Below are 15,834 nucleotides of genomic sequence, written 5' to 3'. Positions count from 1 at the left end.
GATGAGAAGTAAATCTTATCTTTTTAATAAGCGAATAGGATTGTTTGTGTTTTTTACTTTGGTTAGGGAAAGCGGAACAGTTAGATATATTTCAGATTAAGAGAATATGGAATCTTTTAGGCGACAATAATTAAAAGATTTCTGACAGATTATCTGTCAAGAACTTGTGCTTAGGCACTATTATAAACTAACATAATAAGAATAGAGTATAAGTAGTTTATTGCTTTATTACTCATTGAAAAACATTTTACTATGGCTACAATACATGATGAGAGTTTCCGTGACTCCATAGGTACAATTGACAAAGATGGTAAAAGAGCTTGGATCTATCCTAAAAAACCTTCGGGCCCTTTTTATAATAAACGTAAGATCGTAAGTTACGCTCTTATATTGTTTCTTTTTGCTGCGCCATTTATTAAGATAAATGGGAACCAGTTTTTATTGTTTAACGTAATAGATAGAAAGTTTAATATTTTTGGTTTTCCTTTCTGGCCACAGGATTTTTATCTTGTAGTAATATCTATGATTATAGGGGTAGTTTTTGTTACTCTATTTACAGTTTCATTTGGTCGTATATTTTGTGGTTGGATCTGTCCTCAAACGATTTTTATGGAAATGGTTTTTAGACGTATTGAATATTGGATTGATGGAGACAGAGGGGCTCAAATGCGTTTAGATAAACAACCTTGGACTTCTGAGAAGATTAGAAAGAGAGTCTTAAAATGGTTTATATTCTTTGTTATTTCCTTTTTGATTGCTAATGTTTTCTTAGCTTATATTATTGGAAGTGATGTCGTTCTTCAGATGATGAAAGACGGACCAGCAGATCATATGGGACGCTTTATGGGATTGATCATATTTACTGGAGCTTTTTACTTTGTATTTACATGGTTTAGAGAGCAAGTATGTGTTATTGCTTGTCCCTATGGTAGATTACAAGGAGTATTATTAGACAACAAATCTATAATTGTAGCTTATGATCACGTACGTGGTGAAGCAACAAACGGAAGAGCTAAGTTTAAAAAAGGAGTTGATAGAGTAGCCGAGGGTATTGGAGATTGTATTGATTGTAAACAATGTGTAAATGTATGTCCTACAGGTATTGATATACGTAACGGTACTCAGTTAGAGTGTGTGAACTGTACGGCTTGTATTGATGAGTGTGATCATATGATGGAGAGTGTTGGTTTACCTACTGGTTTAATACGCTATGCATCTGAATCTGAGATATCAGAAGGTACTAAGTTTAAGTTTAGTCTACGTCAGAAAGGTTATGTAGCTGTTCTTTGTATCCTAATGACTATTTTGGTAGGGTTATTGTTCTTAAGAACAGATATTGAAGCTACTGTGCTTCGTGTTGCAGGTCAAACTTATACACACGTCACTATAGATGATAAAGAGAATATTAGAAACATTTATACCTTTAAGGTAGTAAATAAAACGATGAAGGATTTCGAGAATGTAACTTTTAAGTTGTCTTCACCAGAAACGGGAGTTATTACTTTAGTAGGGAATCCAATTATAAAAGTGGATAAAGAAGGGTATGCAGAAGGAACTATGTTTATCGATGTTCCGCAATTCTTGTTAGAAAGTCATCGTACAAAAGTTAAAATAGAGGTATATGAAGGAGATAAGTTGATTCAAACAACATCAACAAACTTCTTAGGCCCTAGAACATTGGATTAATATTAAAATTTGTTAGGTATGAAGTTTAATTTTGGAACAGGTATTGTTATTGCTATGGGGATTTTTATGGTCTTCATTCTGCAATATGTTATAAGAGTACAGATTGATAGTAAATATGATAATGAATTAGTTACTGAAAATTATTATCAACAAGAAATAGAAGTAGATGGTAAACACGATAGGGAAGTAGCAGCATTGAAGCTTGCGACTCCAGTGTCTATTGAGTCTACTAAAGCTGGAGATATATCTATTGTATTTCCTTCAGATTTTGACGCAAAAAATATTACAGGTAAAATATTCCTATACAGACCGTCTAACCAGAAATTAGACTTTGATATGCCAATATCTCTGTCTTCTTCCAATTTGCTCATACCTAACAATGCTTTGGTAGACGGTCGTTGGGATATTGCGGTAGAATGGTCTTATAATGGAGCAGATTACAGAAATAAACAAAGTTTAACTGTAAAAAAAGATTAATTAGTGATTACAGCTCTTATTTTTGGACTGATTAGTAGTTTGCATTGCATTGGTATGTGCGGCCCTATAGCTATGATGTTGCCAGTTTCTAAGAGTAACGGTACTAAAAAAGCTATGCAGATATTCACCTATCATTTAGGAAGAATATCTGCATATTCTATTTTAGGACTTGTTTTTGGGATGTTTGGTAAGGGGCTTTACTTAGCAGGGTTGCAACAGCAGATGTCTATAGTAGTTGGAATCTTAATGATTGTCTTTATATTAATACCACAAAACAAGCTTGGTAACTTTGGCTTTTTAAAACCTTTTTACTTTGTAGTGAGTAAGATTAAAACTAAACTAGGAGGTCAGTTTAAAAAACAGAATAAAGGGACATTGTACTTTATTGGTTTTTTTAATGGCTTTTTACCATGCGGTATGGTTTATGTCGCATTGTTTGGTGCATTAGCTACACAGAGTGTATCTATGGGGATGCTATATATGGCTCTATTTGGAGTAGGAACTATTCCTTTGATGAGTTCTATTATTTATGTTAGAGATATGTTTTCTCCTAAAGTAAGAAACGGTATTATGAAGTATTACCCTTATGTTATTGTAGTCTTTGGGATGTTGTTTATTATTCGTGGATTAGGACTGGATATTCCTTTTCTATCTCCAGATAATTTAAATCTTTTTGTGAGAGGAGAGGCTGATTGTTAGTTGAATACAATTTATTTTAAATAAATTGTATAAAATGATGTGACTTTTTTCAGAATTATTGTCTTAAGTGTATAACGATAAAGTCATCAACGATTTTTAATGCTATGAAAAGGAAAAGATATGTTGATTGTTTGTTACTTATAATTTATCGTTATAGTACTTAAAATAAAAGTATAAAATTGCGCTATGAAAGAAAAAAAGCTGACCTCTGGTCAGCTTTTTTTATATGCTTAGTGACTGCTTTTTAAGATAATCGATAGCATGTCTTCCTTCATTGAATAATAAGTCCAGAATACTTAGATTGTTTAGGTAGCCATGTTTTTCATCAAAAACTTGGATGTATGGTGTGTAGATATTAGTATCTTTTTTACCATTTATTAAAGTTCTCAAATCAGTAATGTCATTGCTTACCTCTTTATGGTAGTCTTTAGTTTGTTCATAAGGGAGGTCTATCCCTAAGCAAGAACATAACACTTCATGTATTTGAAGGTTAAGATCTAACATAAACTTTGGTTTTCCTTCAAAAATAGGACGAATCTCATCTTCAAAGTACTCGAAGTAAGGAGAAGTTCTATAAGCTGCTTCTAGGCTTTTAAAATGCTGTTTTTGCCAGCCAAAAGCATGCTCTATTCTTACATCCTTATATTTTTGTTTAGGTTCTTCTGAGTGCTTGATCGGAATATTAAGTATTTGCTTTCCATTAGCACTATAGATGAATGCTCTATTTCTATTGGTTTGTTTTTGAAAGTTATCTTCCATCTCAAATGTTATTTTGTCTGCTTGTAGCATAGCTACAAAGTGACTGATAGAAGGGAAGTAACTAGGATGAATAAGTATGTTATTCATGTTTTATTTTAATATTTTGAATTCTTTTTTTCTTTTCTCTTTTTGTAAGTATTATAACCTACTAAACCTATCACGGCTACTAAGAAGTAAGGGAAGTAAGAAATCTGTTTACCATTACCATTTACTGTGGTAAACATTCTATCCCAACGAATCTTATCTAATGCTTTTGACCATGGAACGTATTGATCTAAGCTTAACCATACAAAAACGGGTTTTCCGACGATGTGGTCTTCAGGTACAAATCCCCAATATCTACTATCTTCAGATCTGTTTCTATTGTCTCCCATCATGAAGTAATAATCTTGTTGGAAAGTGTATTTATCTGTAGCTACGTCGTTGATATAGATTTTATTATCTTTAACTTCTAATTTATTACCTTCATATACTTGAATAACTCTTTGATACATTGGGAAGTTATCAGCATTTAAAGTAACTGTCTCTCCTTTAGCAGGGATATGTAGAGGACCTAAGTCATCATTTGTCCAAGTTTTAGAGTTATGAGGGAATATTACATTAGCATACGCTGCTTGAATATACGCTTTAGCTTCTTCTGGATATCCTTTTGTAACACTTACTATTTGAGACATAGACTTTAAAACTTCAACATTATCATCTGTTAAAGCAGCGAAGATTAGAGTTTTCGGATCATTGTTAAAGTATTCAATACCCTCTCTTGTATCTAGTCGTTTTACTAAAGCATTAAGATCTAAAGGTGTACCGTCTGTTTTTACAGTATAGGTGTTCTGTAATCTAGCACGATCATTTAGTTTTAGTTTCTCATTATTGATGTAAACATCACCATTAACTAACGAAATGTTTTCTCCTGGTAAACCTACAGCTCGTTTAACATAGTTTGTTTTCTTGTCGATTGGTTTATCAACAGCAGGTCTTCTAAGTGGGTCGTTGAACTGATAAACAGTATCAGTTGGCCAGTTGAACACGACGATATCGTTGTGTTGTATCTTTTGAAAACCAGGTAATCTAAAGTATGGTAAATGTGGTTTCTTTAAGTAAGAATTTTTCTTTGTAAATGGTAAAGTATCATGTACCATTGGTAACGCTACTGTAGTTATAGGAGTTCTTGCTCCATAATGAAACTTACTTACGAATAAGAAGTCTCCTACTAATAAGGTCTTTTCTAAAGAAGATGTTGGTATTGTATAAGGTTGGATTACATAAGTGTGAATCACTGTAGCCACTACAACTGCAAATAGAATAGAGCTAACAGTTTCGCCTGAGCTTGTAGCTGCTTTTGTACTTCTATTATCTACATATTTTACATCGACAGCATAGTTGATATAATAGATATAAAGGCCTAGTGTTACTACTCCTAGTATAGTGTCTACTGTTTTGTTTTTTCCAAAGCTTCTCAGTGTCTCTACCCAAACTACTGGAAACATGATTAAATTCACAATAGGTACAAACAATAAGATAACCCACCATCTAGGACGGTTAATGATTTGCATTAAGACCACAGCATTATATACAGGCACGATAGCTTGCCAGCTTTTCTTTCCAGCTTTTACGTATAATTTCCAAGTTCCAAGAAAGTGTATAACTTGTACTAAAAGAAAAAACAAAAACCATTGAGACATTGTCATAGTTTAGTATTGTTTAATGATTATTAGTGAAGATAATTATTTTTTTAAATTCAGAACATCTTTCATAGAGAATATTCCTTTTTTATTTTGTATCCATTCAGCAGCTACTACTGCTCCTAGAGCAAAGCCTTCTCTATTATGAGCTGTGTGCTTTATCTCTATTTGATCGATAGGAGAGTCATAGAATACACTATGTGTACCAGGTACGCTATCTATGCGTTTTGCGTCGATATGTATCTCATTAGCGTCTGGGGTATCTAGTGTCCATGCTGTATAGTTTGTATTCTCAATAATGCCATTAGCCAAAGAAATAGCTGTTCCACTAGGAGCATCTAACTTTTGGGTATGGTGTATTTCTTCCATAGATACTTTATAATCATTAAGATTATTCATCATCTTAGCTAAATAGCTATTTAGCTCAAAGAATAGGTTTACTCCTAAACTAAAATTAGATCCATATAAAAAAGCACCATTGCTTTTTGTACATAGATCTACCATCTTATCATATTCTTCTAACCAACCTGTGGTACCCGATATAATAGGGATATTTAGTTCAAAACAAGTTGTAATATTCTGTACAGCAGCAGAAGGTACACTGAAGTCTATAGCTACATCTGCATCTTTTAGCCCTTCGTAAGTATCAGAACTTCTTTTGCGAAGTACTATTTCATGACCTCTTTCTATGGCAATTCTCTCAATGATTTGACCCATTTTGCCATATCCTAATAAAGCAATTTTCATTGGATAAATATTTTAAAAGCGATATTCTACATTTATCGCGTATTGGAACTGATTTTGATTCTGAAGATTCATTCTGTCTATCTCAAAGGCAGGCTTAATAGTCAAGTTCTCATTAACGTTGAACTGCATCAAGTGAGCATCTACGTTAGCGTCTATGATACTTAGAACATAAAAACCAACTGTGATTACTACAGATAAATCTCTATTACGTCTATAGAACTTTTGAGCTTCTAATATACGATCATTGTCTAATCCTCCAAAAGTAGGGTCGTTAGGATCGTTAACACCTTGTAGACGTTTTTTATATTCGTCTCTATATCTATTATACTGTTTTTGGTTATCCATCCAGAAGTATGTAGGTATTCCTATACCTGCGTATACTAACGGTACTTTCCAATATTTCTTATTATAGATTTGACCTACTCCAGGAATAACAGAGGCATAAAATGCCGCACGAGAAGGAGCTACAGGATCTAAAGGTTTATATTCTGCTGACTCTTTTTTCGTAGTAGGTACATCTTCTTCACTTACAGACTGCGCATAGGTGGGGTGACAGACTGCTCCTATGAAGAATAATAGGATTAATAACTTGTGTTTCACTAATTTTCTAATAGTTTGATAATACGATTTAAGTCTTCTTCAGAGTGGAAAGGAATAGATATCTTCCCTTTTCCATTATTAGAAACTTTAATATCTACTTTTGTTCCAAAGAATTGTCCGAATGATTTCGAATAACTTTCAGGAACATTAAATTCTGTATTTTTCTTAGGTAGAGCAGGTGATACTATACCTCTTAGTTGTTCTTGATATTTTTTTACGATAGCCTCAGTTTCTCTCACAGATAAGTTTTCTGTGATGATTTTGTGATAGATATCTGTCTGTACATCTAAGTCTTCTATATTAATAATCGCACGACCATGTCCCATAGTGATAAATCCGTCTCTTATTCCTGTCTGGATGATAGGATCTAGACGCAATAGACGCAAGTAATTAGCGATAGTAGAACGTTTCTTTCCTACGCGATCACTTACTTGTTCTTGTGTTAGATTTATTTCTTCCATTAGACGTTGATAGGATAGCGCTATCTCGATAGGATCTAAATCATGACGTTGAATATTCTCTACTAAAGCCATCGTTAGAGACTCATTGTCATTCGCTATACGGATGTAAGCAGGCACAGAGTCTAGACCTACTATTTTAGAAGCTCTTAAACGACGTTCACCAGAGATTAATTGGTATTTATTGAATTCAATTTTTCTAACTGTAATAGGTTGTATTACACCTAATTCTCGAATACTCGTAGCTAATTCTTGTAAAGACTCTTCGTTAAAGTTCGTTCTAGGTTGGAATGGATTTATCTCAATAGAGTCTATGTCTAGCTCTATAATATTGCCGATTACTTTATCTGCATTATTATCTTCAATTGATCTAATATCGTTATCCGGATCTTTTAATAGAGCCGATAGTCCTCTTCCTAAAGCTTGTTTCTTAATTGCCTTTGCCATAATATTCTAAATAATAATTCTAGAGAAATCTAACTATTTTTTCGAATAATCTCTTCTGCTAGATTGATGTAATTTGTAGCTCCTTTACTTGTAGCATCATAGTTAATGATACTCTCACCAAAGCTAGGTGCTTCACTTAATTTTACATTTCGTTGGATAATAGTATCGAATACCATATCGTTAAAATGTTTCTGTACTTCCTCTACCACTTGATTAGACAAGCGTAAGCGAGAGTCGTACATAGTCAATAACAACCCTTCAATATCTAAATTTGGATTGTGTATTTTTTGAACACTTTTAATTGTGTTTAATAATTTACCAAGACCTTCTAATGCAAAGTACTCACATTGAATTGGTATTGCTACAGAATCTGCAGCTGTCAACGCATTTAATGTAAGTAGACCTAAAGAAGGAGCACAGTCGATGATTATATAATCAAACTTATCTTTGACAGATTTAAGCGCTTCTTTAAGCATGTATTCTCGGTTTGGTTTATCCACCAACTCAATTTCAATAGCCACTAAGTCAATGTGGGCGGGGATTAGATATACATTCGGAGCTGTACATTCCACAATCGCTTCTTCTGGCGTATTACTGTGCTCTAATATTTCATAAGTACCGATCTCTACTGAGTCTACATCGATTCCTAATCCTGAGGAAGCATTGGCCTGAGGATCTGCGTCTATGATAAGTACTTTTTTCTCTAGTGCTCCTAATGAAGCAGCAAGATTAACTGATGTTGTAGTTTTTCCTACACCACCTTTTTGATTAGCAATAGCAATGATTTTACCCATTTTACCAAAAGAATGTTTTTATAATTGGTAAAAATACGATTATTTGCGACTCTACGAAATCTTATTTATCAACATTTCCCTAAAAACATTAAAATTCAATATCTTATAAAAATAAATGCCATCTGTGTTATAAATGGCATTTATTCACTAATATGTTTGTTTTAATCTAAATATGTCTATGTAATAGTTAATATACTAGTTTTTGCTTTGTATTATAAAATGACGATGTCAAATTCATGATTTAACGGCTCTAGTTGTGTTAATAGAGTTTTGATCAGATGATCACCATATTCTTTGTAATATACAGAGAAGTTTGTGATGCGCTCTTGTAGACTATTATTAGGGAATAATTCATTCTGTAATAATGTAATGCGCTCTAGCTTGTCAGCGTGATTTCTTTTCTCAGCGATACGCAGTCTTTTCTCTAAATTGTCTAACCCTTTTAGTTGTTTAACTTTCTGAGCATTCACCGCTCCGATAAACGATTTATCTGTTTGTAAAGCTATTTCTTTTAATGTTTTAAACTGCTCTTCTAAGAATCGACGTTGCTGTTCAAAATCAAATTGAATAGAAGAGAATTCTTTCGTTTTCGCATTGATTAAGAGACTTTGTTTCATGAACATATCTTTCCAAGAGAGCTCTAGTTTATCCATTTTCTCTACTTGTTTAGAAGTTGCTAATAATACTGAATTTCTCAGTAATAGCATAGGGAAAGTGATATTGTGTAAATCAAACACTTTCTTCAGCTCTAACCAATATGCTAATTCTCCTCCACCTCCAGTATAGCATAGGTTAGGCAATATTACTTCTTGATATAACGGTCTCAGTATCACATTAGGACTAAAGCATTCAGGGTGATTCTCTAGTTCTGTTAATATTGCTTCTTTAGTGAAGATGATCGACGTATTATTTACCTTATATACCTCATCTTCATAGATAATTCTTTCTCTAAGATTATCCTGTATATAGAATAAGTTGATATCACGAGGATTCACTTGTATGAAGTATTCTGATAGTGTATCATAGCTTTTTTCAACTTCTTTGATAGCACTCTGATGAAGTAATTCTTCTTTAATATGAGGAGCAAATAATTTTTTTAATTCTGCGTCATCACCATCTATAATTACCAGTCCATACTCTGCGAATAGTTCATTTGCTAAGTAACGTGTAGCATCTGTTAGATTGTCATGTTTGAGATAAGCATTTTCAAATAGTTCTTTTATATAGGTAGCATTACTACCTACTCCTATATGAGATTGGAATACTTCATATACTTTATCCAGTCCTTCAGTACTTAACCGCCCTACTGGTCCTTTGCTCTCTTTGTTCCAGCAAATCACTTTTTCTTCAAATACGAAGTGATTAATTTCTTCGAAGTCGTGATCTTCTGTTGCCATCCAGTATACTGGGACAAAGTTTTCGTTGGGATACTTAGTTTTCAGTTCTTTGGCTAAATTAATAACCGATATAATCTTGTACAAGAAGTATAACGGACCCGTAAATAAGTTTAACTGGTGTCCAGTCGTAACTGTAAATGTGTTTTCTTTCGCTAATGCATTTATATGTTCTAAAGTCTTCTCAGAAGTCTTTGTGTTTTTATATTGACTTAACAACGCCTGACAGAGTACACTTCTGTGTTCTATCGGATAGTTAGCACGCTTCTCGTCTAACTGTTGTTTAAAGTTTTCTATAGTAGGAAAGTGATTATATAAGTGTTTTAGATTAGCCTCTTGATTAAGGTAATCTACCATTAGTTTTGAAAAATAGCCCGCGTTCTGAAACGTAATTTTGTCTAAAGGCATAGTGTTTATTTTTTGCTAATTTAAACAATAATCAGTTTTTAAATGAAGGTTTAACGTTGTTTAAAGATTAAAGTTTAATTTAAAAAAGGAAACAGAGTAGAAGACTATTAAGACTAATCTATCAATAAATGAATCGAGAATAAGGTATAGAACGTTATTCTTTCCTTACAAAGGACCATCCTTTATAACAGTTAAGTTCTCTAATAGGAGCTGTGTGCTGTACAATCTCTATATGCTGATATAGGAGCTGAGGCAGAGAAGCCATTATCTCTGTGACAGCGATATCTATAGCCTCATAATTCTCTTCTGTAGGGGCAGTACTTGTGTAAATATATAGAGAGATTGTATCTTCTGTATAGTCATAAGCGATAGCTCTGATATGATGGTCTATGACACCCAAGAAAGCGGGTATCATGGCTAATAGTATATCTTGTTGTTTCATGATATTGTACTTTAGGTGTTTTTAGGTGTTTTAAATTTTGTAGTCTATAGCTCAGATTAATCAAGGCCTCCATGCATAGCAAAGCGCAGAAAAAATCCAATTAAGACAAAGAGAAAACCCACAAAGATTAGTGCCCATGCTATTAGTAGATTCTGTGCTTTTGCAGCTTTCTCACCGAAAGTGTTGTATATCCAAGTGATATTACTAAATACACCGGGTCCTCCTGTTTCATACATCCATGCATCTCCTTTCTTTGCCCAATAGCGTAGCAATAGTCCAATTCCTATTATTAGTAAACCAGGTAGTTCTGGCAAAATAATTAATAGCTGTAGAAATAGATCATTTAGCCAACCACTCTCTTTATTATTCATTAGATTCAGTTTATCTCTTCTATGTTCAGGTATTTACTAGAAGAAATAAAGATAGTCTATTTCTGAGGCAAAGGAAAAAGGAATTAGCAAAAGTTTGTCTAGAAATGAAGAGGGAAGTATTTATAAGTATATTTAAAAAAGTGGGGCTATAAGTAGTAATAGACTCAATTCTATTAAAATGATATCTAATATGAAGGCAAAAAGAAAGCAGGTATCGTGGCTAATAGTATATCTTGTTGTTGCATAGTGTACACTTATAGACAGTATTGAAGGGCATGGAGCACGCTCTCTTCTAAACAGGCAAAGGACTTACAGTTCTCTTTATACAGGGGTGCTTCCCAGTTGTAGTTAGCAATAACTTGTACGCTAAAATGTCCATGGATATCAAACTCTGGATACCAGCCAATATCAAGTGTGATCTGGTTACCAAACTCTGCTTGAAGCAAATCTTCTTTTAACTCATCTATTACCTCAGCAGGAGAATCATTAAAATTTAAATGAGATAAGGAGTCATACGTGATGATACCTTTATGTTTTTCTATAAGTAACTTTATCATTTAGAAGATGTATTTGTTGTTGAACATATTGCTTGTTATTGAACTCGATTTTGTAAGAGGCCTATTATAAAGGTTGATATGGTGTTATAAAATTCATTTTAGTAATTGAATTACCCTGGTTAAAAGTACTTTATTTTAAAAGAATTATATTAGTTAAAAAAGTACTTTATTTTTTTAAGAATAAAAAGCATAAACAAGTCTACAGTTAAAATCAGGGTTATGAACAACAAGTGTACAGTTATAGTAGGATGAGACAAATCCTAATTTGACTGATCGCATAGTGGTCGCATAGTGATGGGATAGTGGTCGCATAATTTTAGCCAATTTTAATGCGACCACTATGGTATCACTTGCCCATAATATTACTATCGTAATAATCTTTTTAATAACAGAATAGTTGGAGGTGGAAGTTTATGGATATTGAGAGATTGTATTTAAATGATTTTGTTAATGGACGATATCTTATTTGAACATAATTTTTGGCGATAGAGTAGGTGTTTTCTTATCCCCGATTATAGCTAATTATGCCAAGTTTATAGTTATTTGATCTAGTATACGGCTAGAAAATTTTATTTATAGAGGTTAAAATCTTTTCTTTGAAATAATTAAACTCTTTAACTAGATGATTGCACAAGAAAAGAGATTGTCCTATCAGTATTCATTAGGACATCTGATACTAAATATATTGTTGACCATTCTGTTTTGTAGTATTGCTACAATCAGTCATGATGTTGGAGATTATTGGTTTGTGATTATAAAGTATGTAATTACGGTGTTAGTTACATGTATAACAGTGAGTCAAGTTATATACCTCTGTACTGCTTATGTAAGGGAAGATAAGCTGGTACTCAAAAAGTATTTTAGAAGTGAGAAACACTATACAGCTAAGCAGTTAGTCAACGTCAAAAAGTATAATCTTGGACGTATTCACCTTATCATGGTATCTATGAAGAATACAGATGGAAGCATAGAAAGATATATGATTATGAATATCTACGCATGGTATGCACAGTCTGTATATGATGCCAAAGAGGAATTGATAAAATGGTCTGAGAAGTAAATAACAGAGTTGTAACCTGAAGTGGAGGGAATAAAAATATCCCCCATTAGAATAGATAAGGTATTGGGAACAGTGATGTAAGTAATCTATAAAAAAGAGAGTTTTGGGAGCATTCTCTTGATATGACAATAATAGATCACCTTACAGGAAATACAATACTTATCTACTAATGAGGGATACAATGTGCGAAGTGCTGGGGAGAACACTGAGTTAGTAAAGACCTTTTATAAACTGATAGTCTTTTTCTTCTTTAATTTCTTTTTTCCACATCTCCTTATTCTTAGAAGAGTAGAGGTAGATTTTAATCACCTTAGAAATGATAACACCTGAGACGATCAGGATGGCTAAGATGAGAAATAGTGATATCGTAATAATCATAATCTTCTTATTTAATGTTTAAGATATATTGAGTCAGATCTTCCATATCCGTATCATTGATCTGAGGGAATGGAGGCATCTGTGGTGCATCAGGGCGTTTCTTACCTGGAGACTTAATCCACTTGATTAGATCCGTTTTATTGTCTGCATATATTTCTTGCATTTCTGTCACAGGAGGTCCTACTAGTGGTGTCTTCTCTTTATGACAGGCAGCACAGTAGCTATTAAATACTGCTTTACCCTTAGCTGTATTATCACCAGAAGCTTCGGCAGTTGCTATCGCTTGTTTTTCTTCTTCTTGTGCATTAGCAGCTTGTTCTCTTGCTTCTTTGGATGCTTGTTCAAATTCGGCTGTCTTTTGAGCCATCAGTTCTCGGTGTGGATTAATGGCATTGGCTCTATAGACATGACGGCCACTTCCCATGAATACGACTACAATCCCCATAGAGATCACTATTCTTCTGAAGTATCTGTCTAGTTGGTCATCTGTACCTCTTAGTGTTTTGATCATATAGTACACAGCATATACTGCGACTGCTACACCAGATAAGATCACTCCCATCATGGCCCAACTAAATCCTTTGGCAGGTAAAGTAGCCATCACGATAGGACCAAATAAGAACTGAGCTACAGATGCTCCTAACGCTAACTGATATCCAAGGCGTTTAACCTTCGCTCTGGTGAATACTTTAAAGTAATCTTCAAAAGGATAGTTCTTACGTCCCATATACCAAGTGATAAATAGACCTGTCAGGGCTAGTGATGCACAGATAAAATGGAAGTATCTCGGGAATACATTTGGCAGTGCTAAAGCGGATAAGAATCCTCTTACGCTCATCCATTTTTCAGGGAATAACATCAGATTAATATTCACTAAGAAGATTAAGGGAATGAATAAGAACATAATCACTGCCAAGGCATTGATAGATATGTGTAACAATTTCATATTTGCCATGGCTTCCCAAGTGTACTTGTGTAAGTAGGTCAATAGGAAAACAATCGCTACCATAGGGATAATCAATATCCACATAATCCCTGTCAAGGAGTTAGCTGTGTAAAAATAGATCGTGTACAGAGCATTAATACTCAGTAGGGGAGCTACCCCAAGTACTACAGCTAATGATTTGTTTACTGTTATTGTCGCAGCTATTTCTTGTGCCAGTACATCGTATTCTTTGTTTTTAAGTCCTTTTATTTCTGCCCATAGCGTAGCTATAGAACCTCCTACCATTAAGTTTACAAACACAATATGTGCTAAGAATGAAACTACTAATAGAATAACTAGTAGCCACTCTGGTAATGGTAAGTCTAAGGGTATATCTTTAGGTAATGGAGTATTATTCATCTTTGTTATTGTTTAATTTTTGTTCTATAAAGTGTTCTACAGAGTGAGTAGGGTTGAGATGTGCTCCAGCACTCTGTGCCCCCTCTAGTGTCGCACCACTCTGTTGTAAATAGAAAATATAATGTGCTAAGGCATCAAGCTCTTCTTCGTTACCTGGATAAGGAGGCATATAGGTTCTACCGTTGTGCATATTAGGTATATACGCTTTCATAGAGTTGATATCTAAAGGCTTTCCTATTCCATACATTTTTTCGAAGACGAATATGATAGAGTTAATTCCCTGACTAGTATGACATCTAGAACACGCTATCATAAACACATCTTTACCAGCTTCTAGTTTATTCTCTTCTGTAATCTCTGTGATAGAGGTATAAGTAGAGTGCTTCAGTATACCGTCTCGCTGTAGCAGAGGATAGTCTTCTTCTCTGATCAGGTTAGAGTACATATAGTTACCAATGACATAAGGCTTACGGATAAATTCTCGTACACGTTCAAATATTCCTAAGAAACCAAGCGATAGTACAAAAGGAATAATCACAATGATAAGATTGACTTTCTTAGGTTTCCACAATGTCCAGATTGCTAATAATGCTAATGAACTTGTCGCTATAAGTATAATGTATTTTAATAAATCATAGTATTTAGCAAAGTCCATAGTACCTACCGCTGTACTCATATTAGCAGTCATCGCATCAGGTATCACGTTATAGTAATAAATAGAAGCTAGAATAGATAGCGGTAACCATAGTAATACCCATATAGCTGTAGTCTTAAGAGCTGTAGGTCTGATCGCACTAGACTTCTTAGTAAATAACATAATCAGTAAGAAACCAAATGCTCCTGCTACGACCATAGCAGTTGGTGTTCTAAATAATAGCTGAGGTAAGTAAATAGGGTTAGTTAATGCACTTACTAAAGATTGTTCTTGTATCCAGTTACCAGGATCCATCATAAATCCTAATATCGCTACGATAATAGCCATAGTCAGCCATGAGAATCCAGAAAGGAACCAACCGAATCGGATATGGCGTTGTTTAGCACGTAGAGATTTATTAGAGTTCTTCCAGGTTAAGAAATAAATCATGATAAAAACTACTTCTAATACGAATACAATCCATTCTGTAAACCATCCCCAGTAGAAAACGCGGATTAAACTACCGATAGAATTAGGACTAATTAGTGCTGCTGAGAACCATATACCGACTCCTGTCATCGCTCCCATCGTGGTTGTGATCACAAAGCCGACCATCATCATACGGTGTACCATCTTATCCCAGGCAAGATCAGTAATGTCTTCTGGTCCACTTTTGACTACTCCTTGTTGTTCTAATAATGTAATATAGGGCAAGAACCCAACGGCTAGCCCATGGTTTATAAATACGTGAATAATCGCTATCATCGCAATGAGGAAACGATCGTTCAACCAGTCTAAATGAAATAGAGGGAAATCCATAATGTATTATTTTTCAGCAAAGTTAGAACCCTACCTACTGAAATATATTACACTAAACGTGGTGATATTTACACTAA

Annotated in this window: 17 protein-coding genes; 4 read left to right on the top strand and 13 right to left on the bottom strand. The window is 34.0% G+C overall.

Annotated elements, in window-relative coordinates:
* The first annotated feature begins 252 nt into the window (after window positions 1–252).
* The 3 genes from ccoG to HX049_RS02970 are packed head-to-tail and all read left to right on the top strand — an operon-like array spanning window position 253 to window position 2,862.
* A complete protein-coding gene (ccoG, locus tag HX049_RS02980; protein WP_286413936.1) occupies window positions 253–1,686 on the top strand; it encodes a cytochrome c oxidase accessory protein CcoG in 1,434 nt (477 codons plus the stop codon).
* Window positions 1,687–1,704: 18 nt separating this feature from the next.
* Complete coding sequence (locus HX049_RS02975) at window positions 1,705–2,163, top strand: FixH family protein (RefSeq protein ID WP_286413934.1); 459 nt, start codon at window positions 1,705–1,707, stop codon at window positions 2,161–2,163.
* A gap of 3 nt (window positions 2,164–2,166) precedes the next feature.
* Window positions 2,167–2,862, top strand: a complete 696-nt coding sequence (locus HX049_RS02970) for a sulfite exporter TauE/SafE family protein (protein WP_286413932.1) — start codon at window positions 2,167–2,169, stop codon at window positions 2,860–2,862.
* Between the two features lie 222 nt (window positions 2,863–3,084).
* Here HX049_RS02970 and HX049_RS02965 read toward each other — a convergent pair whose 3' ends face one another.
* From HX049_RS02965 to HX049_RS02920, 10 genes are all read right to left on the bottom strand, one after another.
* Window positions 3,085–3,708, bottom strand: coding sequence for a WbqC family protein (locus tag HX049_RS02965; protein ID WP_286413930.1), 624 nt, complete (start codon window positions 3,706–3,708; stop codon window positions 3,085–3,087).
* A gap of 8 nt (window positions 3,709–3,716) precedes the next feature.
* A complete protein-coding gene (gene lepB / locus HX049_RS02960) occupies window positions 3,717–5,309 on the bottom strand; it encodes a signal peptidase I (protein ID WP_286413928.1) in 1,593 nt (530 codons plus the stop codon).
* A 36-nt stretch (window positions 5,310–5,345) separates the two neighbouring features.
* Window positions 5,346–6,050 (bottom strand): 4-hydroxy-tetrahydrodipicolinate reductase, encoded by a 705-nt coding sequence (dapB, locus tag HX049_RS02955; RefSeq protein ID WP_286413925.1) that lies wholly within the window; start codon window positions 6,048–6,050, stop codon window positions 5,346–5,348.
* A 12-nt stretch (window positions 6,051–6,062) separates the two neighbouring features.
* A complete protein-coding gene (locus HX049_RS02950) occupies window positions 6,063–6,650 on the bottom strand; it encodes a DUF5683 domain-containing protein (RefSeq protein ID WP_286413924.1) in 588 nt (195 codons plus the stop codon).
* On the bottom strand, window positions 6,650–7,555 hold the full coding sequence (locus HX049_RS02945) for a ParB/RepB/Spo0J family partition protein (RefSeq protein WP_286413923.1): 906 nt from the start codon (window positions 7,553–7,555) through the stop codon (window positions 6,650–6,652). Before HX049_RS02945 ends, HX049_RS02950 begins: the two co-directional genes overlap by 1 nt.
* Window positions 7,556–7,584: 29 nt before the next feature.
* Window positions 7,585–8,349, bottom strand: a complete 765-nt coding sequence (locus tag HX049_RS02940) for a ParA family protein (protein WP_006257090.1) — start codon at window positions 8,347–8,349, stop codon at window positions 7,585–7,587.
* Window positions 8,350–8,561: 212 nt separating this feature from the next.
* Entirely contained in the window at window positions 8,562–10,151 is a 1,590-nt protein-coding gene (bshC, locus tag HX049_RS02935) for a bacillithiol biosynthesis cysteine-adding enzyme BshC (protein ID WP_286413922.1), read from the bottom strand.
* A 154-nt stretch (window positions 10,152–10,305) separates the two neighbouring features.
* A complete protein-coding gene (locus HX049_RS02930) occupies window positions 10,306–10,593 on the bottom strand; it encodes a hypothetical protein (protein ID WP_286413921.1) in 288 nt (95 codons plus the stop codon).
* 56 nt (window positions 10,594–10,649) lie between these two features.
* On the bottom strand, window positions 10,650–10,964 hold the full coding sequence (locus HX049_RS02925) for a hypothetical protein (RefSeq protein WP_286413919.1): 315 nt from the start codon (window positions 10,962–10,964) through the stop codon (window positions 10,650–10,652).
* 254 nt (window positions 10,965–11,218) lie between these two features.
* Window positions 11,219–11,521, bottom strand: coding sequence for a hypothetical protein (locus HX049_RS02920; protein WP_286413916.1), 303 nt, complete (start codon window positions 11,519–11,521; stop codon window positions 11,219–11,221).
* 622 nt (window positions 11,522–12,143) lie between these two features.
* Between HX049_RS02920 and HX049_RS02915 the strand changes: the two genes are divergently transcribed.
* Window positions 12,144–12,581 carry a hypothetical protein gene (locus HX049_RS02915; RefSeq protein ID WP_286413913.1) on the top strand — a complete coding sequence of 146 codons (438 nt, stop codon included), beginning with the start codon at window positions 12,144–12,146 and terminating at the stop codon, window positions 12,579–12,581.
* Window positions 12,582–12,791: 210 nt separating this feature from the next.
* On the opposite strand, the gene HX049_RS02910 is transcribed toward HX049_RS02915, so the two are convergent.
* The 3 genes from HX049_RS02910 to HX049_RS02900 are packed head-to-tail and all read right to left on the bottom strand — an operon-like array spanning window position 12,792 to window position 15,757.
* Window positions 12,792–12,959 carry a hypothetical protein gene (locus HX049_RS02910; protein WP_286413910.1) on the bottom strand — a complete coding sequence of 56 codons (168 nt, stop codon included), beginning with the start codon at window positions 12,957–12,959 and terminating at the stop codon, window positions 12,792–12,794.
* Window positions 12,960–12,966: 7 nt separating this feature from the next.
* Window positions 12,967–14,304: a c-type cytochrome gene (locus HX049_RS02905; protein WP_286413907.1), complete on the bottom strand. Its 1,338-nt coding sequence runs from the start codon at window positions 14,302–14,304 to the stop codon at window positions 12,967–12,969.
* A complete protein-coding gene (locus HX049_RS02900; RefSeq protein ID WP_286413906.1) occupies window positions 14,297–15,757 on the bottom strand; it encodes a c-type cytochrome in 1,461 nt (486 codons plus the stop codon). The genes HX049_RS02905 and HX049_RS02900 overlap by 8 nt, the downstream gene beginning before the upstream one ends.
* Between the last annotated feature and the right edge of the window lie 77 nt (window positions 15,758–15,834).

This window comes from Myroides odoratimimus (assembly GCF_030326305.1).
Classification (GTDB): Bacteria; Bacteroidota; Bacteroidia; order Flavobacteriales; family Flavobacteriaceae; genus Flavobacterium; species Flavobacterium odoratimimum_A.
Note: the sequence above shows the minus strand (reverse complement) of the source record. Positions and strands in the feature narration are given on the sequence as shown.